The sequence below is a fragment of the Telluria sp. ZT3P26 genome, assembly GCF_059686035.1.
Map to the genome: position 1 here is coordinate 19831 of NZ_JCASII010000008.1, position 23765 is coordinate 43595.

General features: G+C 65.8%; 18 protein-coding genes. 6 read left to right on the forward strand and 12 right to left on the reverse strand.

The genetic code is table 11. From position 1 onward, the window contains the following. Window positions 1–87: 87 nt before the first annotated feature. The 4 genes from alaS to AC56LN_RS21535 all read right to left on the reverse strand — a co-directional run bounded on the left by alaS (window position 88) and on the right by AC56LN_RS21535 (window position 5637). Window positions 88–2697, reverse strand: coding sequence for an alanine--tRNA ligase (alaS, locus tag AC56LN_RS21520; RefSeq protein WP_499574629.1), 2610 nt, complete (start codon window positions 2695–2697; stop codon window positions 88–90). A 72-nt stretch (window positions 2698–2769) separates the two neighbouring features. Next, window positions 2770–4425, reverse strand: coding sequence for a flagellinolysin (locus tag AC56LN_RS21525; RefSeq protein ID WP_499574630.1), 1656 nt, complete (start codon window positions 4423–4425; stop codon window positions 2770–2772). A gap of 94 nt (window positions 4426–4519) precedes the next feature. After that, on the reverse strand, window positions 4520–5272 hold the full coding sequence (ugpQ, locus tag AC56LN_RS21530; protein WP_499574631.1) for a glycerophosphodiester phosphodiesterase: 753 nt from the start codon (window positions 5270–5272) through the stop codon (window positions 4520–4522). 14 nt (window positions 5273–5286) lie between these two features. Then, entirely contained in the window at window positions 5287–5637 is a 351-nt protein-coding gene (locus AC56LN_RS21535) for a DUF1294 domain-containing protein (RefSeq protein ID WP_499574632.1), read from the reverse strand. A gap of 746 nt (window positions 5638–6383) precedes the next feature. Between AC56LN_RS21535 and AC56LN_RS21540 the strand changes: the two genes are divergently transcribed. Then, complete coding sequence (locus tag AC56LN_RS21540) at window positions 6384–6806, forward strand: DUF3597 domain-containing protein (protein WP_499574700.1); 423 nt, start codon at window positions 6384–6386, stop codon at window positions 6804–6806. Window positions 6807–6944: 138 nt separating this feature from the next. Here AC56LN_RS21540 and AC56LN_RS21545 read toward each other — a convergent pair whose 3' ends face one another. Together AC56LN_RS21545 and trpS are read right to left on the reverse strand one after the other, a co-directional pair. Continuing rightward, window positions 6945–7994 carry a serine endopeptidase gene (locus tag AC56LN_RS21545; RefSeq protein ID WP_499574633.1) on the reverse strand — a complete coding sequence of 350 codons (1050 nt, stop codon included), beginning with the start codon at window positions 7992–7994 and terminating at the stop codon, window positions 6945–6947. Window positions 7995–8121: 127 nt separating this feature from the next. Then, complete coding sequence (trpS, locus tag AC56LN_RS21550; RefSeq protein ID WP_499574634.1) at window positions 8122–9198, reverse strand: tryptophan--tRNA ligase; 1077 nt, start codon at window positions 9196–9198, stop codon at window positions 8122–8124. A 309-nt stretch (window positions 9199–9507) separates the two neighbouring features. On the opposite strand from trpS, the gene AC56LN_RS21555 reads away from it, so the two are divergent. The 3 genes from AC56LN_RS21555 to AC56LN_RS21565 are packed head-to-tail and all read left to right on the forward strand — an operon-like array spanning window position 9508 to window position 14943. Further along, window positions 9508–11826 carry a family 1 glycosylhydrolase gene (locus AC56LN_RS21555; RefSeq protein WP_499574635.1) on the forward strand — a complete coding sequence of 773 codons (2319 nt, stop codon included), beginning with the start codon at window positions 9508–9510 and terminating at the stop codon, window positions 11824–11826. Window positions 11827–11882: 56 nt separating this feature from the next. Continuing rightward, window positions 11883–13652 (forward strand): cation:proton antiporter domain-containing protein, encoded by a 1770-nt coding sequence (locus AC56LN_RS21560; RefSeq protein ID WP_499574636.1) that lies wholly within the window; start codon window positions 11883–11885, stop codon window positions 13650–13652. A 34-nt stretch (window positions 13653–13686) separates the two neighbouring features. Next, window positions 13687–14943 carry a CaiB/BaiF CoA transferase family protein gene (locus AC56LN_RS21565; RefSeq protein WP_499574637.1) on the forward strand — a complete coding sequence of 419 codons (1257 nt, stop codon included), beginning with the start codon at window positions 13687–13689 and terminating at the stop codon, window positions 14941–14943. Between the two features lie 58 nt (window positions 14944–15001). On the opposite strand, the gene AC56LN_RS21570 is transcribed toward AC56LN_RS21565, so the two are convergent. Beyond that, entirely contained in the window at window positions 15002–15205 is a 204-nt protein-coding gene (locus AC56LN_RS21570; RefSeq protein WP_499574638.1) for a hypothetical protein, read from the reverse strand. Window positions 15206–15474: 269 nt separating this feature from the next. Between AC56LN_RS21570 and AC56LN_RS21575 the strand changes: the two genes are divergently transcribed. Then, entirely contained in the window at window positions 15475–17124 is a 1650-nt protein-coding gene (locus AC56LN_RS21575; protein ID WP_499574639.1) for a DUF4394 domain-containing protein, read from the forward strand. 86 nt (window positions 17125–17210) lie between these two features. On the opposite strand, the gene AC56LN_RS21580 is transcribed toward AC56LN_RS21575, so the two are convergent. From AC56LN_RS21580 to AC56LN_RS21595, 4 genes are read right to left on the reverse strand one after another with little or no spacing between them, the layout of a single operon-like run. After that, entirely contained in the window at window positions 17211–17906 is a 696-nt protein-coding gene (locus tag AC56LN_RS21580; protein WP_499574640.1) for an anti-sigma factor, read from the reverse strand. Beyond that, the gene (locus AC56LN_RS21585; protein WP_499574641.1) at window positions 17903–18460 is read right to left on the reverse strand and encodes a sigma-70 family RNA polymerase sigma factor; all 558 of its coding nucleotides are present in this window, start codon (window positions 18458–18460) and stop codon (window positions 17903–17905) included. The genes AC56LN_RS21580 and AC56LN_RS21585 overlap by 4 nt, the downstream gene beginning before the upstream one ends. A 28-nt stretch (window positions 18461–18488) precedes the next feature. Then, a complete protein-coding gene (locus AC56LN_RS21590; protein ID WP_499574642.1) occupies window positions 18489–20225 on the reverse strand; it encodes a response regulator in 1737 nt (578 codons plus the stop codon). After that, complete coding sequence (locus AC56LN_RS21595; RefSeq protein WP_499574643.1) at window positions 20212–21729, reverse strand: ATPase domain-containing protein; 1518 nt, start codon at window positions 21727–21729, stop codon at window positions 20212–20214. Before AC56LN_RS21595 ends, AC56LN_RS21590 begins: the two co-directional genes overlap by 14 nt. Window positions 21730–22180: 451 nt before the next feature. On the opposite strand from AC56LN_RS21595, the gene infA reads away from it, so the two are divergent. Then, window positions 22181–22447: a translation initiation factor IF-1 gene (gene infA, locus AC56LN_RS21600; RefSeq protein WP_482897817.1), complete on the forward strand. Its 267-nt coding sequence runs from the start codon at window positions 22181–22183 to the stop codon at window positions 22445–22447. Between the two features lie 107 nt (window positions 22448–22554). Here infA and AC56LN_RS21605 read toward each other — a convergent pair whose 3' ends face one another. Then, entirely contained in the window at window positions 22555–23763 is a 1209-nt protein-coding gene (locus AC56LN_RS21605; protein ID WP_499574644.1) for an MFS transporter, read from the reverse strand. Window positions 23764–23765 lie beyond the last annotated feature (2 nt).

Here is a 23765-nt window from a genome sequence, read left to right on the forward strand (position 1 = left end):
AGCAAGTCTCTATTTAACGTTGACTGCGCCATAAAAAACGCCGCCCGAAGGCGGCGTTCTTGACAGGCGATTGCCAGCAGAATGTGCTTACGCGCGTTCGCCCACCCAGCCCGCCACGCCGGCCAGCGCCGTTGGCAAGCCCGATGGGTCGGTACCACCGGCCTGTGCCATGTCCGGACGCCCGCCGCCCTTGCCGCCCACCTGCTGGGCCACAAAGTTGACCAGCTCGCCCGCCTTGACCTTGCCGGTGGCATCCTTGGTCACGCCTGCGATCAGGCTGACCTTGCCGTCGAGGACGCTTGCCAGCACGATCGCGGCCGTGCCCAGCTTGTCCTTGAGCTTGTCCATCGCTTCGCGCAGCGTCGCCACATCGGCGCCTTCCATCGTGGCCGCCAGCACCTTGATGCCATTGACGTCGATGGCCTGCGCAAGCAGCTCGTCGCCCTGCCCCGATGCCAGCTTCGACTTCAGTGCTGCTACTTCTTTTTCGAGCAGCTTCACTTGATCCTGCACCTGGCCGATGCGGCCCGTCAGTTCGTCCGGATTGGTCTTCAGGGCGCCGGCCGCTTCGATCAGCTTGCGGTTGATCGATTGCACCAGGGCCAGTGCGCCTTCGCCCGTGACGGCTTCGATGCGGCGGATGCCGGCAGCGACGCCGCCTTCCGACACGATCTTGAACAGGCCGATGTCACCGGTGCGGGTCACGTGGACGCCACCGCACAGCTCTTTCGACGTACCGATGTCGAGCACGCGCACGGTGTCGCCGTACTTCTCGCCGAACAGCGCCATCGCGCCGTGCTTGACCGCATCGTCGAACGACATATTGTGCGATTGCGTCGCATGGTTCTCGAGAATCTCGCGGTTGACGATGGTCTCGACCTGCGTGATCTCGTCCAGCGTCAGCGCCTGCGGGTGGCTGAAGTCGAAACGGGTCTTGTCAGGATCGACCAGCGAGCCTTTTTGCTGGACGTGCGTGCCCAGCACTTCGCGCAGCGCCTTGTGCATCAGGTGCGTTGCCGAGTGATTGCGGATGGTGCGCGCGCGCTTGGCGGTGTCGACCTGTGCGTCGACCGTTGCGCCGACCTTCAGCGTGCCTTCGCGCAGCACGCCGTGGTGACCGAAGACGTCGGCCTGGATCTTGAGCGTGTCTTCGACTTCAAAGCGGATGGCGCCGTCACCGATCACACCCTGGTCGCCCACCTGGCCGCCCGATTCGGCATAGAACGGCGTCGTGTCGAGGACGACGATGCCGGCCTGGCCGGCGGTCAGTTGCTCGACCTTCACGCCGTCGGCGTACAGCGCCAGCACGTGCGTGTTGTGGGCCAGCGAATCGTAGCCGACGAATTTCGTTTTCTCGCCCGCGTACTCGACATTGGCGGCCATCTTGAACTTGCCGGCGGCGCGCGCCGTTTTCTTTTGCTGTTCCATCGCAGCGGTAAAGCCCGCTTCGTCGAGCGTGATGCCACGTTCGCGGCAGATGTCGGCGGTGAGGTCGAGCGGGAAGCCGTAGGTGTCGTACAGCGTGAAGGCGGTGCCGCCGTCGAGGTTCTTCGGATCCTTGGCCAGCTGGGCTTCCAGGATCTTCATGCCGTTTTCGAGCGTTTCGCCGAAGCGTTCTTCTTCGGCCTTGAGCACTTGCGCCACGCGGTCTTTGGCCGTGCGCAGTTCGGGATAGGCTTCGCCCATCTCGATATCGAGGTCAGCCACCAGCTTGTAGAAGAATGGCTTGGTCTGGCCCAGCTTGTGGCCGTGACGCAGCGCGCGGCGCACGATACGGCGCAGCACGTAGCCGTGGCCTTCGCTGCTCGGGATGATGCCGTCGACGATCATGAACGACGCAGCGCGGATGTGGTCGGCGATGACCTTGAGGGAATTGTTCTCGAGGTCAGGCGCGGCGGTTTCGCGGGCAGCGGCCTTGATCAGGTTCTGGAACAGGTCGATTTCGTAGTTGCTGTGCACGTTCTGCAGCACGGCGGCCAGGCGCTCCATGCCCATGCCGGTGTCGATCGACGGCTTCGGCAGCGGGGTCAGCGAGCCGGATTCGTCGCGGTAGAACTGCATGAACACGAGGTTCCAGATTTCGATGAAGCGGTCGCCGTCTTCTTCAGCCGAGCCCGGTGGGCCGCCCCAGATGTCGGCGCCGTGGTCGTAGAAGATCTCGGTGCACGGCCCGCACGGGCCGGTATCGGCCATCTGCCAGAAATTGTCGGACGCGTAGCGCGCGCCCTTGTTGTCGCCGATGCGGATGATGCGCTCTGTTGGCACGCCGATTTCGTTGGCCCAGATGTCGTACGCTTCGTCATCCTCGAAGTACACGGTGATGGTCAGCTTTTCGGCTGGCAGCAGGTAGACCTTGGTCAGGAGTTCCCAGGCCAGCTGGATCGCGTCACGCTTGAAGTAGTCGCCGAAGCTGAAGTTGCCCAGCATCTCGAAGAACGTGTGGTGACGCGCCGTGTAGCCGACGTTTTCCAGGTCATTGTGCTTGCCGCCGGCGCGCACGCAGCGCTGCACGGACGTGGCGCGCGAGTACGGGCGCGAATCCAGGCCCAGGAAGACATCCTTGAACTGCACCATGCCGCTGTTGGTCAACAGCATGGTCGGATCGTTGCCCGGCACCAGCGGGCTGGAACGCACGATGGAATGGCCTTTGGATTCAAAGAACTTGAGGAACTTTTCGCGGATGTCGGAGGATTTCATGTCTGATCGTTGGGCGGAGTGAGGCAGCGTGCCTATAAAGGAACGATTATAGCCTAGCTCCCCGCCCGATTCTCAGCGCAGCAGGCTCAGGATCGAGCGCGGCTGCCCGTTGGCCTGCGCCAGCATCGCCGACGCCGCCTGTTGCAGGATCTGCGTGCGGGTCAGCCGGGCCGTGTCGCTGGCGTAATCGGTGTCCTGGATGCGCGAGCGCGCCGCCTGCATGTTCTGCGAACCTGTTTCCAGCGCACTGGCGGCCAGGTCCAGCCGGTTGCTCGACGCACCCGTGCGCACGCGCTGCTCATTGACGAATTCCAGCACCCGGTCGATGGTCAGCAGCGCCACGCTCGAGCGTGTCAGGTCGAGATTGGCCAGGCCCAGGGCGCGCGCGTTCATCGACGAAAACTGCAGGTCGATCAGGTCGCCGGCATTGTCGCCCGCCTGCACCTGCACCCGCCGCACGCCGCTGGCGCCGCCCTCGTCCGGGTAGACGACACTGAAACCGGCCAGGCCATCCGACGCATTGCTGGTTCCGCTGGCGGGCACGACGGCGCGGGCATCGCGCACGGGGCCGCCGTCGGCATCCAGGCCCCCGATGGCGCCCGTATCGGCATTGGTCAGGTTCATTTTTGTATTGATAAATTGTTCGCCGTTGGCGCCAAAGTCGGCCAGGAACGCGGCATTGCTGGTGTACACGCCGTTCGACACGGCATTGAGTGCGGCATCGAGATTGGCAGACTGGTTGTTGTTGAGGTATTGCATGATGCCCTTGATGCCGCCCTCGACGCCCAGGTCCTTCATGCGGTCGTGCAGGTAGCGGCTGGCGGCATACCCGCCTTCGTACGAAAAACCGCCGCCGGCGATGGTGGCGACCACGCCGGCCATGCTGCCGGCGCCGGCCAGCCGTTCGTCGGCGCCATTGATCAGTTCAGCCGTGACTTCGACGAACCATTGCGGCAGTGCCCCCATGTTCATCGTGCGCCCCATTACCGCGTGCACCATTTCATGGGCAACGATGCGGTCGCTGTAGAGCGGCGCGCTGCCACCGTCGGGCGTGGCCGCAGTGCCGAAGTCGGCCATGTCGATGTTCAGGTGCAGATTGTTCAGCTTGCCGCCGGACGACGTGCCGGACACCGACGCGAGTACGTTGTAGGCGCCATCCGTGGTGTCGAGGTTGACGGTCAGTTTGGCCCCGTCACCCATGATCCCGTAATGCTGCTTGATCATGTCTTCGGCGGAACTGAGCCAGCCGGACTGCAGGCCGTCGAGCACGGCGCGCCGTCGTTCGTCGCCGCCGATACTCACGGTGTCCTGCGAAAACACCGCTTCCCCATTGAATCGGGTGTCGGTGCCTACCTGCGTGATGTGTTGCAACAGTGCCTGCGTCTCTTTCTGCAACGCGCCGCGATCAGCATCCGTGTAGCTGCCGTTGCCGGCGGCCACCGCCATCTCGCGCAGGCGTTGCAGGGTATCGGTGACGCTGGCCATGGCGCCGTCGGCCACCTGCAGCATCGACGTCGCATCACTGAGGCCGCGCATCGCCTGGCTGGTGCCGCGCAGGTTTGAGCTCATGCGCGACGTGATCGCCTGGCCGGCCGCATCGTCGGATGCGCGGTTGATGCGCGTGCCGGAGCTCAGGCGCTCGATGAGCTTTGCTTGCCCGGTGTCATGCGTGCGCATGCTGCGCTGCGTGCTGAGCGACAGGGTATTCGTCGAGAGGGAAAGCGCCATGGTGGCAACACCGTCAGGATGATCGTCACTTCTTAACGTCACCGCGTCGGCGTGACTTGAGACCCTGCTGTAAATATAGTCCCAGGGCCTGACTTCAGGCGAAATCGGGCGTGATCAGGTCGATGCGGTCGGTGCAGAAGGCGTCCACGCCCCACGCCAGCAGTTCGCGCGCGCGGCCGGCATCGTTGACGGTGTAGCAGAACAGGCCGTAGCCGGCGTCCTTGACGGCGCGTGCCTGCTGCCGGCTCAGGTGCAAGTGATTGGTATGGACGGCGCGCACGCCGAGCGCCTGCGCCCGTGCCTGCCAATCGGCGCCGAGCGCGCTGATCAGGCAGGCGCGCGGCAGGGCCGGGACCGCTGCCTGCGCTGCCGCCAGTGCGACGTCGCTGAACGACGACAACAGCGGCAACGCGGCCGGGTTGCCGGCGGCGAGTTCGTCTGCGAACAGCGCGGCCGTCATCTGCGCCACGACGCGGCCGGTCTCGCGTTCGTAGCCGGGCGCCGGCTTGATCTCGATATTCATCCAGATGCCGTGGGCCATGCACAGGCGCGCGAAGGCGTCGAACAGCGGCACCGGCTCGCCCGCGAATCCAGGGCCGAACCAGCTGCCGGCATCCATCGCGGCCAGCTCGAGCGCATCGTGCTCGAACACGCTGCCGCTGCCCCGGACCGTGCGGCCCAGGCCCGGATCGTGCAGCACCACCGGGACGCCGTCGCGCGCCAGCATGACGTCGAACTCGATCGCGCGAAAGCCCGCCGCCATGCCACAGCGCAAGCCGGCCACCGTGTTCTCGGGGGCGAGCGTGCCGCCACCACGGTGCGCGAGGATGCGGGGCCACGGCCACACGGGATCGTCCGTCATCATGCAGCAGCCGGTTGCCCGAAGCGGTAGGCGAGCCAGGCGAACATGGCCAGGTTCAGCGCCACCGTCGCCTGGAACTTCCACTGGAACGATTGCTTGCTGGTCTTGTGGCGCAGCCACTGTTGCGCCAGCACGGCGCCGGGCCAGCCACCGATCAGGCCCAATAGCAGGAGCGTGGCTTCCGGCGTGCGCCATGTACTGGCGCGCGCGGCCGACTTGTCCATCGCGTAGGCCACGAAGCAGGTCAGGCTGGTGACGAGATAGGCGGCGCCGACCATCTGGGACATGTTCCAGGCCAGGCTGGCAAACAGGTACAGGAGGAGGAACACGGCGAGCGGGACATAGGGCATGCCGACAGCTTACCGTTCGTGGTGCTGTCGTGTCCACCTGGCAAATACATGCGGCGCTACCCTTTCCTGCGCAACACCCACGTAACGTTCACAGAGCGCAGATCGATGATGATCGATGCACCGTGGGTTCGTCATCGTACAGAGCGCTCCATATCAAAACGTCTACGCTGGTCATCCATCCCGGCATTCACCCAGCAGGAGAACACATGGCTTTTGATTTAGGTAATTTGTTGCAGCAATATCTTGGTGGCGCAGGCGCCGCCAGCACCAACGGCAATGCTGCCGCCGACTTCGACCAGGTAGCGCAGAACGCGCCCCGGGCCAGCGTCGCGCAGGGCATCGCGAGCGCACTGCGCTCCGACCAGACGCCACCGTTCCCGCAGATGGTCAGCCAGCTGTTTGGCCAGAGCGACCAGAACCAGCGCGCCGGCATGCTGACCAGCTTGCTGGGTGGCGCGGGCGGCGGCGTACTGTCGTCGGTTGCCGGTGGCGCACTGAGCAAGATCTTCGGCAACAATGTGCCGACGCAAGTCACGCCTGAACAGGCGGCGCAGGTCTCGCCCGAGCAAGTACAGGAACTGGCTGAAAAAGCACAACAGCAGAATCCCGGCATCGTCGATCGCATGAGCGATTTCTACGCCGAGCATCCGACGCTGATCAAGGCTGCCGGGGGCGCCGCCCTGGCCGTCGCACTGGGTTACATGGCAAACAATATCCGTAAGCAATCACCAGAAAAGGAGGGTCCCGTGGGTATCCTGAGCAACATCTTCCATAAAATTTTCCCAGGCAAAAAAGACGCAGCACCGGCGGCAACGCCAGCGGCTGCACCTGCTGCCCCGACCGCAGCACCCGCAGCACCAACGGCCGCCGCACCAGCAGCAGCGCCGGCGCCAGCCGCAGCACCTGCCCAGCCGGTGGACGTCGAGCAGGTTCTGAACGGCATGCTCGCCTCGTCGGGCCAGCAACTGAACTGGCGTTCGTCGATCGTCGACCTGCTCAAGCTGCTCGGTCTGGACAGCAGCCTGCAGTCGCGCAAGGAACTCGCCGCTGAGCTGAACTACACGGGTGACATGAACGATTCGGCCAAGATGAACATCTGGCTGCACCGCCAGGTCATGAACAAGCTGGCGGCCAATGGCGGCAAGGTGCCGGCTGATCTGCGTGACTGATATCGGGTAGCGCGTACTTCACTTCTTCCTTGGTATGCGAAGGTGTGTTGGACGCGTGGGCGGGGAACCCGCCCACCCTGCACCTAGCGCGCAATAAACAAAACCGCAACCGGCCCCGCCGGCTGCGGTTTTTTTCATTCAGTCTTCCAGTGTCGTGTTGGCCGCCGCGCCGCACGCAAAACAGAAGCGTGCAAACGCATTCTTGCGCGTCGTGCAGGCAGTGCAGCGGTTGAACAGGCCGATGCCGCAGTGCGGGCAGAAATCGTTCTTGCCATCTTTCAGGTCGACCGCCCGCTCGCACCCGGGGCACAGGCTTTTTGCCAGCCGGGTCTGGGCCACGTCATAGCGCATCCCCTGGCGCCGCTCGGCATCGGGCAATGCCTCGGCCAGCTTCTGGCGCGCCAGATACCCCTGCAACCACCTGATCGCATAGCGCCCGGCAACGACCGTCAGGATGATGCCGACGATGTAGCGCACATACCCGCCATAGCTCGGCAGATACGGCACCAGTTCGAAGAAGAATGTGAACAGCGCAAACAGGATGAAGCCCCAGGCGAACGGCCAGTCGGGTGTCTTGCGCTTGTGCTTGAACAACCAGCCTGCCACCAGCAACAGTGGCAGGGTCAGCGCGAGCCGATAGCCAAACACGCGCAGATCACGCGCAGCCTGCGCGTCGAACAACGCCGCCTCTGCCGGCTCTTCCAGCGCACGCCAGCGGCTGCCGGCACGCTCGCCGGCCTGGGTTGCGTCGAGCAGCGTCTGCTGTTCGGCCTCCACTGCGGCAAGCGCCGTGCGCTCGGCACTGGCGAGCGCATCGAGTGCTTCGGTGCGCTTGATTAACTCCGGATCCTGCTCGGGCCGCGCCGTCACCTGCCGCGTCGCCAGCCAGTTGCCAAACGTCTCGCGCGCCGAGGCAGTATTCGCGCTGGCCACCGTGTGCTTCTGGGTCGCCTGCTCCAGGCGCGACCGGGCCTGCTCCTGCGCCTTGTGCGCCGCTTCCCGCTCGGCCTGCACGCTGGCCAATTGGGCCGGGTCCATGAATTGCTCGAGCATCAGTGGCGCTTCAACTTCGCGCACGTTCTGCACGATCAGGCTGCCAAGCCCGATCAAAAAGCCGGCGAATACGAACGCAACGAGCCACAGGGCGCGCTGCATCCATGTTTCAGTCAGACGAAGGCCTTTGCTCATGAGGAACTCCTGGGTGATGGACAAGCACGCAGCTTGCCATCCCCGGGCGCTCTACGCTACCGATAGTCAACATTACCTTGCGCTGCGATACCACCGGTATCGCAGCGCGATACCGGTCAGAAGGACATCAGAAGTACGACAGGCCCAGCGCCTTCTTGACTTCATCGGTCGTCGCGGCCGCGACTTCACGCGCCTTCATCGTGCCTTCCTTCAGCATCTGCATGACGTAAGCCGGGTCTTTCGCGAACTCTTCACGGCGCGCGCGGATCGGCGCCAGCATGTCCTGCAGGATGCCTTCGAGGCGCTTCTTGACGATGCTGTCGCCCAGGCCGCCGCGCTGGTAATGCGCCTTCATCTCGGCCAGTCCGTCCTTGTCGGTATCGAACGCGTCCAGGTACGTAAAGGCGACGTTGCCTTCGATGTGGCCCGGGTCGGACACCTTCAGGTGCAGCGGGTCGGTGTAGACGTTTTTGACGGCGGCGCGGATCTCGTCAGGGCTGGCGCCCAGGTTGATCGTGTTACCCAGCGACTTGCTCATCTTAGCCTTGCCGTCGATGCCTGGCAGGCGCCCCACTTCAGGCACGAAGGCCTTGGCTTCCACCAGGATGTCGCGCCCGACGATGCGGTTGAACTTGCGCACGATCTCGTTGCACTGCTCGATCATCGGAATCTGGTCTTCACCCACCGGCACCATGTTCGCCTTGAAGGCGGTGATGTCGGCAGCCTGGCTGGCCGGGTAGGTCAAAAAGCCCGCCGGGATGTCGCGCTCGAAGCCGCGCAGGACGATTTCGGCCTTGACGGTCGGGTTGCGCTCGAGGCGCGCGACGGTCACGAGGTTCAGGTAATAGAACGTCAGCTCGGTCAGCTCGGGGATTTGCGACTGGATGAACACGGTCGTCTTGGCCGGATCGATCCCGACAGCAAGGTAATCGAGCGCCACTTCGACCACGTTCCGGTGTACCTTACCCAAGTCATCCATATTGTCGGTCATGGCCTGCGAGTCGGCGAGCATGACGAACTGACGGTATTGATGCTGATACGCCACGCGATCGCGCAGGCTGCCGACGAAGTGGCCCAGGTGCAGCGGGCCCGTCGGCCGGTCACCGGTCAGGATGATCGAGTTGGCAGCCGGCGTTGCTGGGGCGGTCGTTGCAGCGGTCGTTGCAATATCGGTAGAAGTCGTAGTTGAAGTAGGCAGTGTCATCGAGGTTCCTGGTTCTATGCCCCGATCGCTGCGTATCAACAATGAACGCCGCCTGAATCGAGGCGGCTATGAAATGCACATCATTTCCCGTGGCCGCGCGCTGTCAGCGGCGCCACCAGGAAAGAAGAATTGGATGTGCTTTCGGAAAGATCATGGACCGCATGGTTGCAGGTTGCCGCCGCGCTGTCAACCGCCACCCGGACCATGACCCGGCAGCAGGCTCTCCCAACACCGCAGAAATTAACTGGGGCACTTCGCAGAGCACGTCATGTCGAACAGCTAGTTGCAATAATATTAAGGAATCAAGCCATGAACAAGAGCACGAACAGCCAGGATCACCAGAACCACCCCCTCGAACTCTGGGGCGGCCTCGAATGCACCGTCAACCGCGTGCAGGACGCCTATTTCAGCCAGCTCGACCGTAACGGCCACAGCGACCGGCCCTGCGACATCGAGCGCTTCGCCGGCCTCGGTATCCGCGCCATCCGCTACCCGATCCTGTGGGAACGCACGGCGCCGGATGGCCTCGAGCATGCCAACTGGCACTGGCCCGACGAACGCCTGAACGCCCTGCGCGCTGCCGGCGTCACGCCGATCGCCGGGCTGGTCCACCATGGCAGCGGTCCGCGCCACACGAGCCTGATCGACCCCGGCTTCGCACCAGCATTGGCCGAGTACGCCGGTGCGGTCGCTGCGCGCTATCCCTGGCTGGAGTACTACACCCCCGTCAATGAAATCTGCACGACGGCACGCTTTGCCGGCCTGTACGGCGTCTGGTATCCGCACGGGCGCGATGACCGCACGTTCATCCAGGCGCTGCTCAACCAGTGCCGCGCCACCGTGCTGTCGATGCGCGCGATCCGCGCCGTCAATCCAGATGCCAAGCTGATCCAGACGGATGATCTCGGCAAGACCTACAGCACGCCGGAACTGAGCGATGTCGCCGAGTTCTACAACGAGCGCCGCTGGCTGGGCTGGGACCTGCTGTGCGGGATGGTCGTGCCCGACCACCCGTTGTGGAACTACCTGCTGCGTCACGGCGCCGATGCCGCCGAGCTCCTCTGGTTCCGCGACAACCCGTGCCCGCCCGACATCATCGGCTGCAACTACTATGTCACCAGCGAGCGCTGGCTCGACCATCGCCCGGAGCGCTATCCGGCGCATCACCGCGGCATGGCTGACGACCTGCCCTGCGCCGACGTCGAAGCCTCGCGCGTGCTGGCCACGCCCACGCCCGGCATCGCTCCGCTGCTGCAGGAAATCTGGGACCGCTACGGGATCCCGCTGGCAATCACCGAGGCGCATATCGACGCCAACCGCGAAGACCAGATGCGCTGGCTCCTTGAAATCTGGGAAGCCGCGCAGCAGTCGCGCGCCAACGGTGTTGACGTGCGCGCCGTGACCGTCTGGGCGCTGCTCGGCTCATTCGACTGGAACTGTCTCGTCACCGCCGAACATGGCTATTACGAACCGGGCCCGCTCGACGTGCGCTCGCCGCTGCCGCGCCGCACCGCGCTGGCCACGATGATGAATGAACTGGCCGCCGGCGAGCCACTGTCGCATCCGGTGCTGCGCGCGCAGGGCTGGTGGCGTCGCCCGGGCCGCTTCGTCTGTCAGCCGGTTGCCATGCCCGACACGGTGACGTCCACCACCACCGACGGCCACCGCGTGGTTGACACGAGCGCCCCGCCGATCCTGATCCTGGGCGCCACCGGCACGCTGGGCCGCGCCTTTGCCCGCATCTGCGAAAAGCGCAATCTGGCGCACCGCCTGCTGTCGCGCCAGGACATGGACATCGCTGACCAGGAATCCGTCGAACGCGCGCTGGCCCGCTACAAGCCGTGGGCCGTGATCAATACCTGCGGCTACGTGCGCGTGGACGACGCCGAGAGCGAACTCGAACGCTGCATGCGCGAAAACACCGTGGGCGCGGCGACGCTGGCCGCCGCCTGCGCGCAGCATGGCATCCACCTGACAACGTTCTCGAGCGACCTCGTGTTCGATGGCAGCAACGAGCGACCGTATGTCGAGTCCGACCCGGTCGCGCCGCTGGGCGTGTACGGCCGCAGCAAGGCCGAGGCCGAGCGTGTCGTTCTGCTGAATCACCCGGGCGCGCTGGTCGTGCGCACCAGCGCGTTCTTCGGCCCGTGGGACGAGCACAACTTCGTCACCCAGGCACTCGCTGCGCTGGAACGGGGCGACCCGTTCGTCGCGGCCGGCGACCTGACCGTGTCGCCGACCTTCGTACCCGACCTAGTGCATGCGTGCCTCGACCTCGCCGTGGATGGCGAAGCGGGCATCTGGCACCTTGCGAACCAGGGCGAACTCACCTGGGCCGAGCTGGCGCGCCGCGCGGCCGAACTGGCCGGCATCGATGCAGGCAGTCTGGAATCAAAAGCGGCCGAGGAATTCGGCTTCACGGCGCCGCGCCCACGCTATTGCGCGCTCGCCAGCGAACGGGGCGCGCTGCTGCCGACGCTCGACGATGCGCTGCGCCGCTACATCGACCTGCGCAACGCCGACCGTGACGAACGGCGCGAGCTCGAGGCGCAGGCCGAACGGCGCCAGGACGTCGCCGGCGGCGAACGCCAGGCCGAACTGGACGAGGCCATCCACTCGGGGACCTGACCCGTCGTTGTGGTAGGGTTGGCAATCGCGCCAACCCTCCACGAACAGGTATTACCGTGAACGACCACCACGCTTTTCCCTTCCTGCGTGAAATCCTGCTGTTCCTGATCCTGGCCGGCATCCTCATCCCTACCCTGCAGCGCCTGCGCATCAACCAGGTGCTCGGCTTTCTCGCCGTTGGCGCCCTGCTCGGCCCGTTCGGCCTTGGCGCGCTGGCCGTCCACACACCGTGGCTGTCGTTCCTCACCTTCCCCGCCGGCCCCGGCATCTCGATGCTCGCCGAGATCGGCGTGCTGTTCCTGATGTTCATGATTGGGCTGGAACTGTCGGCCGCGCGCCTGTGGTCGATGCGGCGCTGGGTGTTCGGCGCCGGCACCGCGCAGGTCGCGGCCAGCGCCACGCTGATCGGCGCCGCGCTGTACCTGTATGGTTTGCCGGGCCAGGCCGCCGTCATCCTCGGCCTCGTGCTGTCGCTGTCGTCCACCGCCGTTGTCATGCAGCTGATGAACCAGCAGCACAGCACCGGCACGCGCCTGGGCCAGGCCGCGTTCGCCGTATTGATGCTGCAGGATCTGGCCGTGGTGCCGATCCTGATCCTGATCGGCGCGCTGGCCAAGGGCGCCGGCGACGGCAACGACGCGCTGCTGCTGGCCGCGATCACGCTGGCCAAGGCTGCCGGCGCGATTGCCCTCATTTACCTGGTGGGCGGGCGCGTCGTGCACCCGCTGTTTCGCGCCTTCGCCCGCCAGCGCCAGCCCGACGTGTTCATGGCGCTGGTGCTGCTTGCCACCTTCGGCATCGCCGCGCTGTCGGCCGCCGCCGGCCTGTCGATGGCGCTGGGCGCCCTGATCGCCGGCCTGCTGCTGGCCGAGACCGAATTCAAGCACGAGGTCGAACTGATGGTCGAGCCGTTCAAGGGTTTGCTGATGGGGCTGTTCTTCATGACGGTCGGGATGACCATCGACACCGGCCAGATTCTCGATGCACCGCTGTGGCTGGCCACCTTCGTCCTCGGGCTGGTGCTGATCAAGGGCGTTGTCGTGGCCCTGCTGTTCCGGATTGGCGGCCTGCCGTGGGGCCGCGCCGTCGAAGGTGGCCTGCTGCTGGGCCAGGGCGGCGAGTTCGCCTTCATCGTCATCGGCTATGCGGCCAGCAGCGGCGTGCTCGATCCGGCGCTGGGCGCGCGCGTGATGCTGGCGGTCGGCCTGTCGCTGTTCATCACGCCGCTGCTGGCGCGCCTGGGCACGGCCATTGGCGACCAGCTGGAAACGCGCGGCGACCAGCTCGCCGCGCAGCACGACCATGCCGCCCTGAGCAGCGCACGCGGCCAGGTTGTCATTGCCGGCTTTGGCCGCGTCGGCCAGCAACTGGGCAAGCTGCTCACTGCACAGAATATTCCGTTCGTGGCGTTCGAAACCGATGCGCGGCTGGTGGCGCAGCTGCGCGCCGACGGCTGGCCCGTCTGGTTTGGCAATGCGGCGCGGCCCGAGCTGCTGCGCCGCGTGCACGCCGACGAGGCGCCCGCGATCGTGCTGACGATGGACCAGCCGCTCGCGGCGCTGCAGGCAGTGCACGGCATCCGGCGCGAATTCCCGCACGTGGCCTTGTTCGCCCGCTCGCGCGACGAGAAGCACGCGCGCGACCTGCGCCTGGCCGGCGCCTCGGTCGTCGTGCCCGAAACGCTGGAAGCGAGCCTGCAGTTATCCAGCTTCGTGCTCGCGGCGATGGGCCTGGAAGAGCGCACGATTGACGCCATCGTCGACCGGGAACGCGCGCTGTCCGCCGCCGCCCAGCTGGCGCCGCAGCCCATGGCCGGCCCGTTATAATCGGCGCTTCATGATTGCTCGAGCTGCCTACTCCATGACCCCATCTTCCGCTTCCGTTTCCACATCGCTGCCCAAGGCGCTTGGCCACATCCGCGTGCTCGACCTGTCGCGCGTGCTGGCCGGCCCGTGGTGCGCGCAAAACCTGGCCGACCTGGGCGCCGACGTGATCAAGATCGAACGCCCCGGCAGCGGCGACGACACGCGCGCCTGGGGCCCGCCGTATGCGAAGGACGCCGCTGGCCGCGACACGCAGGAAGCGGCCTACTACCTGACGGCGAACCGCGGCAAGCGCTCGATGACGGTCGATATCGCCAGCAGCGAAGGCCAGGCCTTGCTGCGCGAACTGGTGCTGTCGTGCGACGTAGTGCTCGAGAACTTCAAGGTCGGGCACCTGGCGCGCTACGGCCTGGACTACGCCAGCCTCAAGGCGCTCAAACCCGACCTGGTCTACTGCTCGATCACGGGCTTTGGCCAGGATGGGCCGTATGCGCACCGCGCCGGCTACGATTTCCTGATCCAGGGCATGGGCGGCCTGATGTCGGTGACGGGCGAGCGCGATGATGTGCCTGGCGGCGGGCCGCAGAAGGCCGGCGTGGCGCTGACCGACCTGATGACGGGCATGTATGCGACGGTGGCCGTGCTGGCGGCGCTGACGCACCGCGACCGCACCGGCGAAGGCCAGCACATCGACATGGCGCTGCTCGACACGCAGGTCGCGATGCTGGCCAATGTCGGCAGCAATTACCTCAACAGCGGCAAGGCCCCGAAGCGCTGGGGCAATGCGCACGCCAATATCGTGCCGTACCAGACCTTTGCCTGCCTGGATGGCCACATCATCGTCGCCGCCGGCAACGATGGCCAGTACCAGAAGTTCGTCGAAGCGGGTGGCCGGCCCGGGCTGGCGCTGGATACGCGCTTTGCCACCAACCCGCTGCGGGTGCAGCATCGCGACGTGCTCGTGCCGCTGCTGGCCGAGATGGTCGGCGAACGAACGCGCGCCGACTGGATCGCACTGCTGGAAGAACACGGCGTGCCGTGCGGGCCGATCAACGACGTCGGCGAAGTCTTCGCCAACGAGCAGGTGCAGGCGCGCGCCATGGCGATCGCGCTGCCGCATCCGAGCGCCGGCGAAGTCACGCTGGTGCGCAATCCGATCCGCATGTCGGCCACGCCGGCCACCAGCAGCGTGGCGCCGCCCACGCTGGGCCAGCACACGCTGGACGTCCTGCGCGATGTACTCGGCAAGAGTGACAGCGAGATCGCCGCCCTGCAGCACCGCGGCGTCGTCTAGACCCGCCTCTTCCCGTCATCCTCCACCCTGGCGACCAACCGGCCGCTTCAGGGTGGACTCATTGCGCCCGCGACCAGGCCCGCACCGACGCGAACGCCAGCAGGAACAGTGAACAGATCAGCATGCTAAAGAGCGCGCCGGCAATATAGAAGCCTGGCGTGAACTCGGTATGGGACAGGGCCGACCAGGTCTTGATGGCCGAGCCTGCACCAGCCAGTGAAAAGGCGAGCACGGACACGACCTCACCCAGGGAAACACGCATGACGACACCGTTGAAACAGAGGTTGCTGGCGCAGGAAAGCGGCACCAGAATTGCCCAAGAGTAACATGCGACATTGGCATCAAAATGCGTGCATTCTCACAGGCACGCAGGGTTCAGGCACCCGCCGGGCTACGCAGGAAAATTTATTTTCACCGGACTGCATCCAATGCTGCATCTGGCGCGTAGTACCGGTGTCGACATGGCAACCTGCCCGGCGGCCATGCACCCTGATGGATATTGACGACCCATTCTACTAATAAGGACATATCATGAAAAAACCACAATTCGCCAAGCTCGTCCTCGTTTCTTCGATCGCACTTGCACTGACCGCATGCGGCAGTGACGACGACGACAACAACGCCGCGCCGGCGCCGACCACCCCGCCGCCGGTGTCCGCAACTGTTGGCGATGTGGTTGCCCTGACTGTCAGCAACCGCCTGATCTCGTTCGACCGCGCCTCCCCGGCGACCATCCGCACCAATGTGCTGGTCACCGGCCTGCAGAGCGGCGAAAACCTGGTCGGCATCGACATGCGTCCGGTCGACGGCATGCTCTACGGCGTCGGTTCGACCGGCCGCCTGTACACGCTCGACCCGGTGACCGGCGCCGCGACCAACAAATCGCGCCTGGCCGCTGATCCTGCCGACACCACCGACGCGTTCACCGCGCTGGCCGGCACCAACTTCGGCGTCGACTTCAACCCGATGGCCGACCGCCTGCGCATTGTCAGCAACACGGGCCAGAGCCTGCGCATCAATGTCGACACCGGCGCGACGACCACCGACGGCAGCATCAATGGCGGCGCAGCGAACACGGCGATTTCCGCCTCGGCCTACACCAACTCGTTCGCCGGCACCGGCTCGACGACGCTGTTCGGCATCGATGCCGTCAACAACACGCTGTACACGCAGAATCCGCCGAACAACGGCACGCTGGCCAACCCGGTCCCGCTGGGCATCGTGGCCGGCGCCGTCAATGGCTTCGACATCGATGCACGCACCAACATGGGCTATATGGTGGCCACCGTCGGCGGCGCACGCAACCTGTATGGCGTGAACCTGGCTGCCACGAGCGCACCGGCCACGCTGGTGGGCGCGCTGGGCGTGACCGAAGACATCCGCGGCATCGCGCTGCGCGCGGCGCAGACGCCGGTCGTGCTGGGCCTGACGGACGATAACCGCGTGGTCGGCTTCAAGGTCGGCACCCCGAACACGCTCGACACCAATGTCACCGTCAGCGGCCTGGCCGCAGGCGAACTCGTGCTTGGCATCGACGTGCGTCCACGTGACGGCATGCTGTACGGCCTGACCTCGACCGCACGCCTGATCACGATCGACCCAACCACCGGCGTCGCGACCGTGAAAGCCACGCTGGCCGCTGACAGCACCGACACCACGCTGCCATACACCGCGATTGCCGGCACCGCATTTGCCGTCGACTTCAACCCGGTGGCCGACCGCCTGCGTGTGATCAGCAACAGCGGCCAGAACCTGCGCATCAACGTCGACACCGGCGCGACGACCACCGACGGCGTCATCAACCGCGCCGGCGTGGCGCCTAGCGTGGCAGCGGCCGCCTACACCAACAGCATCCCGAACGCGACGACGACGCAGCTGTTCGACGTCGACAGCGCCAGCTCGGTGCTGGCCCTGCAGAACCCGCCAAATGATGGCACGCTGGTCAATGTCGGCCCGCTGGGCGTGACGATCGCCGGCGACGGCGGCATGGACATCGCCGGCGGCGCCAACGGCCTGGTGCTGGCAGCGCTGCGCACCACCGACGGTGGCCCGACCTCGCTGTACCGCGTCGACATCACGACCGGCGCCGGCGCCCTGATCGGTGGCGCTGCCAACCCGGCCGCATCGCGGATCGGCAGCGGCACGCCAGGCATCAAGGACATCGCGATCTGGCTGCGTTGATCTGGCTGCATTAGTCACGCTGCAGGATGAACAAAGGGCGTTCCCGCTTGCGTGGGAACGCCCTTTTCCATTGGTGCGCGCGATGTCTAGATGACGACCGCGCGTCCGATGAACAGGATGGGGCCAGTCGGCTTGCCGATCGGGGAGCCGGCTTCGGGCTCCAGCGTGATTTCGAACAGCTGGTTCGGCACGATCTTCGGCAGCTTGTCGAGCTTGACCTCGACGGTCTCGCCCGGCTTGACGAGGCCCAGCGACACGGGACCGGACCAGTCGTCGGCCTTGGTCCACAGCTGCAGTGCGCGCTGCGCCGGCACGGCGGTCGCGACCAGCGGTTCGAGGCGCAGCGTCGTCGCGCCCGTCATCTTCAGTACCCAGCCCGGCGCCGCATTCTGCGGCGCGGCCAGCACCACCATGTAATGCGGCTGCTGCAGGTCGTTGACGCGCAGGCCGACCACCACCGCCATCACGGCAGCCGCCGCAAAACCGCCGGCGGCCAGGCCGCGCCACAGGCCCAGGCGCTCCCACCAGCCAGTGCGCGCAGTCGGCGCGGGTTTGGAGACAGGCCCCAGGCTGCGCTCGATACGCGCCCACAGCGACGCTGGTGGCATGCTCGGTTCCACCAGCGTGGTGAGGGGCAGCAGGCGCTCTTCCCAGAAGGCGACCGCGGCGCGCAGCGAGGCATTGTCCGGCAGCGCAGCGTCGACCTCGAGCCGCTGGGCGCGTGACAACGTGCCCAGCACGTATTGGCCGGCCAGCTCGTCGTAATCGTGTGTTGCGTTCATACCATGCACTCCCGCAGCGCGCTCATGCCGCGCTTGATCCAGGCCTTGACCGTGCCAAGCGGCGACTTGAGACGCTCGGCGATTTCACTGTGCGAAAAGCCATCCACATACGCGTGCAGGATGCTGTTGCGCTTGGCCGGATCGAGCCGGGTCAGGCACTCGTGCAGCCGGCCCATGTCCTGGCGCAGCTCGAAGGCGTCCTGCATATTCGGATCGAAGGCGTCGGTGTCGAGCGCATCGAGCGTTTCTTCGTCGACGCCGACTTCGTGGGCGCCATCGCGCACGGCGTCGAGCGCCGCATGGCGCACGATCGTGTACATCCAGCCGCGGCCCGAACCGCGCGTGGCATCAAACGTGCCGGCGCGGGTCCAGATGCTCACGAAGGCGTCATGCACGACGTCTTCGGCGCTCTGGCGGTCGCGCACGATGCGCAGCGCCACGCCGAGAAGGCGCGGGCTTTCCTGGTCATACAGCCGGCGCAGGGCGTGCCGGTCGCCGCGGGCGCAGGCGCCGATGGCGGCTTCATAGTCGAATGGGTCAGGTGCGATGGTCACGATCGTCCGTTGGAAAGTGGCAGTGCATTCATGCGAGTGCCGCGCTGTCGCGCTGGCGCTGGCGGTCAAGGGCCTGGCCGACGCTCACCGCCAGTTCGGCCAGCTGGAACGGTTTGCGCAGCACGATGTCGTCGCCGATCACCTGCTCGATCACCTTCATGTCGGCGTAGCCGGTGGCGATGATCATCGGCAGGCCGGGGAACATGGCGCGCGTGCGCACCATCAGGTCGGCGCCCGTCATGCCGGGCATCAGGTAATCGGTGATCAGGAGCTCCGGGCGCGCCCGTTGCAGCGCCGCGAGGCCCGCTTCGCCGTCGGCCGCCTGCGTCACCTTGTGGCCGAGCGCTTCGAGCGACGACACCATCGAGGCGCGCACGAAGTCGTCGTCTTCCACGATCAGGATGCGCGCCGGCTGGCTTGCCACGGGCATCTGCGCCACCGGCGCCACCTCGGCCTCGTCCAGATTGGTGGCGGCGCGCAGCCAGATTTCCACCGCGGTGCCCACGCCCTGCTCGCTGACGATGCGCGCCGCGCCGCCCGATTGCTGCGCCATGCCGTACACCTGGCTCAGGCCCAGCCCCGTGCCCTTGACGCCCTTGGTCGTGAAGAACGGCTCGAACACCTTGGCCACCAGTTCCGGCGCCATGCCTTCGCCGCTGTCGGTCACCGTGATGCGCACATAGTCGCCGTCGGCCAGCAGGCCCGCCGGGGGCGGCGACATGGCGGCCGCGAACACCAGCTCGCCCCCGGCCGGCATCGCGTCGCGTGCATTGATGGCCAGGTTCAGCAAGGCCATCTCCATCTGGTTGCCGTCGGCCAGCACCGCCGCGCAATCCGGGTCGACGGCAAAGCGCAGCCGGATGGCCGAGCCGACCGAGCTGGCCACCAGTTCGCGCACGCCGTCGAACAGCAGGCCGATATCGGTCTCGCGCAGGTCGAGGCTCTGGTTGCGCGCGAACGCCAGCAACTGGCTCGTGAGCTTGCCGCCGCGCTGGCAGGCGCGGCGCGCGATCTCGGCGCGGCCCTTGGCCACGTCGTCCTTCGACATCAGGAGGATCAGGTCCATGCTGCCCTGGATGACATTGAGCAGGTTGTTGAAGTCGTGCGCAATGCCGCCGGTCAGGCGCCCGACCGCTTCCATCTTCTGGTACTGCGCCATCGCCTGCTGCACCCGCTCGCGCTCGATGATCTCGTTCATCAGGCGGTCGTTGGCCTGGGCCAGCGCGCGGGTGCGCTCGTCGATGCGCGATTCGAGCGTTTCATTCAGGGCGACGAGTTCCTGGCGGCTGTCGTGCAGGCTTTGCGCCGTGCGCTCGCGGTCGGCCAGCACGTCGCGCGCCTGGTACTGGCGGCGGCGCGCGCGCAGGGCCGAGATGCTGGCACTGCGCAGCGTCTGCGCATTGAGCGGGCGTTCGAGCAGGATCACGTTGCCGTAGTCGCCCAGGCGTTCGCGGGCCGCGCCCTGCTGCAGGCCGATCGTCTTGGCCAGCAGCACGATGAACGGAAAGTCGGACCACGGCGCCTGCGCCTCGAGCCAGGCATGCAGGGCCCGGGCATCGACGTTCTGCAGCGCTTCTTCGGCCAGGATGGCCGCGCCGGCGCCTTCTGCAATGGCCGCGCCCAGCCGGGCGAAGTCGGTGAAGGCGATGCACTCGAGGCCATCGCGCTGCAGCACCGACGCCATGACCTCGGCATCGCGCCCGCGCGGCGCGAACATCAGGATGCGCTCTTCGTGCGCGCTGCGCGGTTGGCTAGTGCCCGGCATCGGGGACCGGATCCATCATGGGTGTGGTGCCGCGGTAGTTGGGGATGCCGGTCAGCACGCCCTCGAACCCGACGAGCGGCGCGCCGATGCGCACGCCACCCTCGCCCAGTTGCAGTTCATGGATCGTCTGGGCATGCTGCGCAGTACGGCTCTTGATCACGCTGATGGCGCGCCGCACATTGCCGCTCGCCTCAAAAAAGCGCATCAGCACCGTGCTGTCGCTCAGGTAGCTCAGGTCGATGTCGGTGCGGGCCTCGGCCATCAGGCCATGCTGGCCCAGGATCATGACGGTGGTCACGCCCTGCTGGTTCAGGTACGACAGCAATTCGTGCATCTGCAGCGTCAGGAACTGTTCGCCCGGCATCGCCTGCAGATAGGCGTTCAGGCTGTCGATCACCATGAAGCGCGTGCTGTCGCGTTCGACGGCGTCGCGCAACAGTTGCGCGAATTCGCCCGGCGAGAGTTCGGCCGGATCGAAGTGGCACATCGTGAGCTGGCCAGTGGCCAGGTAGGGCCGCAGGTCCAGCCCCAGTTGCGTGCTGCGGGCAAAGAAGGTGCCCAGGCCCTCGTCGAACAGGTAATACGCGGCCTTTTCGCCACGCTCGAGCGCGGCCAGCAGGCAGCGCGTGGACAGTGTGGTCTTGCCGATGCCGGACGGCCCGACGATCAAGGTGTTGGTACCGCGAATCAGGCCTCCGCCCAGCAGCGCGTCGAAGCCGTCGGAGCCGCTTGAGCCAACCAGCGGCACGAAGTCGCGCACGTGCTCGGCAGCCACCAGGCGCGGGTACATCGTGATGCCACCCGTATCGAGCGCATAGTCATGGAAGCCGCCGCGAAAGCGGATGCCGCGCATCTTGATGATGTTGACGCGGCGCCGCTCCTTGCCATAGTCGCGGGCAATCTGTTCCAGGCTGATGACGCCGTGCGCAATGCTGTGCAGGTGCTGGTCGGACTGGCTGGTCTTGTCGTCGAGCAGCAACACGGTGCAGTCACGCGCAGTGAAAAATTGCTTGAGCGCGAGAATCTGGCGCCGGTAACGCAGCGGATTCTGGGCCAGCAGACGCATTTCGGACAGGCTGTCGAACACCACCCGTACCGGACGCAGTTCGTCGACTCGGTCCATCACCTTGCGCGTGGTTTCGCCCAGCTCGATCTCCGACGGGTGAAACACCGACTGTTGCGCATCGACATCAAGATCGTCCTCGCCCGCCAGCTCGTAGATCGACAGCGCGCCCAGGTCCCAGCCATGGCTTTGACCTACCGCAACAAGCTCATCGGCAGTTTCGGACAGGGTGACATACAGGCCAGGTTCACCCCGCGCCAGCCCGTCGAGCAGGAACTGCAGGCCGAGCGTGGTCTTGCCGGCGCCGGGCGAGCCTTCGACGAGATACACGCGTTGCGGCGTCAGGCCGCCACCGAGGATGTCGTCGAGACCGGCAATGCCGGTCGAAATACGGTTCGGCAGTGGTCTGGCACTGCGGGAGTCGGAAGCGCGGTCGTTCATGTGGGCAGCTCGGGAAAGTTGGCCGACGCACACGTGGGCAGTTGCGGCACGCGGAAGACCTGGTGAAAGACGTTGCTTTCTGCAACGGAAGTTGGGCAGATTATATCGTCATTAAGGCTGTGCATGAACCGCAGACCGGCAACCGTGCTACACTATCGCTTGTATGGCATCGATCACTCCTCCACGATTACAAAGTTTCAGGAATGACAACACGAGATTGCCACTGGAAAATTCTACTACCGTCCCCATATCGTGTTCCTGTGGACAAATGATTCGCGCAAAGCGCGACGCCACGGCACGAGATGGCACACGGGCCGCAACACCCAGCGAAGTCAATATTATTCCCATCCTGACACCGCCTGCTTCATGCGGGCCGCATCACCCGCCAGCCCGTGCGCCGCGCGCCAGGCTGGTGTGATTACCCAATATTAAAATTTACAGGAGCTCCATCATGGCAAAAGAAGAACTCATCGAAATGAATGGCGTCGTGGCTGAAGTGCTGCCGGACTCGCGTTATCGTATCGACTGCGAAAACGGCCACAAGCTGATCGCCTACACCTCGGGCAAGATGCGCAAGAACCACATCCGCATCATCGCCGGCGACCAGGTCAGCCTCGAACTGTCGCCGTACGACCTGAGCAAGGGCCGGATCACCTTCCGTCACCTTGGCAAAACCAACGGCGCACCGCGCCCGCAAAACCGCGCAGCCCGCCGCTGATCGCACAACGCCACGCTTCGCAGCGTGGCGTTTTTACTTGTGCGCCGCTGTCCGCGCGTCGCACCGCACCGGTATTGTCCCGTAAGTCTTCCTGTTTGTTAGTTCCGCTAGTAGTTAATCGGCAACGGCGCCAGCCGCCGCAGATGCAGCGCGATCGCCAAACCCACTCCCAGCAGCCCCGCCAGCATGGTCACGACACCGGTCCAGCCCCAGTGCTCGTAGACATACCCGCCCGACCAGCCCACCACGCTCGACCCCAGGTAATAGAAGAACAGGTAAATGCCCGACGCCAGCGCCTGTGGCGCCCGTGCGCGCCGCCCGACCCAGCTGCTGGCCACCGAGTGCGAGGCAAAGAAGCCGAACGTTGCCAGGCCCACGCCCAGCACGATCGCGACCAGTGAATCGGCCAGCGTGATCAGCAGACCGGTGATCATCACCCCCATCAGGAGCCACAACACATTGCGCCGCCCGAGCCGGTCGGCCAGCTTGCCAGCCCACATCGAACTGACGATGCCCAGCAAGTACAGCAGCGACAGCAACCCGACGGCGCTTGGCCGCAGGTTGAACGGTGCGCCCAGCAACCGGTAACCGATGTAGTTGTACAGCGTGATGAAGGCGCCCATCAACAGGAACGACAGCGCGAACAGCCACGGCAGCCCCGGATCACGAAAGTGAATGCGCACTCCGGCAATAAAGCCAGGACCACGCGCCGGCAGCGTCGCGCCATGGCGCGAGGCCGGCAGACTGCGCGAGAATTCCCACGCCGCATACAGCCCGGCCGCGCCCAGCACGCCGAGCGCAATGCGCCACGAGGCGAAATCGCTGATGAAGGCCGACAGCACCCGCCCCGTCATGCCGCCGAAGGCGCTGCCGCTGATGTACATGCCCATCGACAGGCCAAGGGATGTCGGTTCGATCTCGTCACCGAGGTACGCCATGGCCACGGCCGGCAAGCCGCCCAGCATCAGGCCCATGCAGGCGCGCAGCGCCACCAGGTGAACGTAGTCGGACGCGAAGGCGCAGCCCAATGTGAGGACGGCGCCGCTGAGCATCGAGCCGACCATGACTTTCTTGCGGCCGAAGCGCTCGGCAACGTTGCTGGAACCCAGCAGCGCGAGCGCCAGCGTGGCGGTCGCCACCGACAGCACCAGGCTGCTCTGCGCGGGGGACAGGCCGAAGTCGCGGCCCAGCAGCGGCATCAAGGGCTGCACGCAGTACAGCAAGGCGAAAGTGGAAAAGCCGCCAAAGGCCATGGCGCGGTTGATGCGCCGGAACGCCGCGCTGCCGGCGGCAATGCGGGCGCCCGGCGCGCTCACCT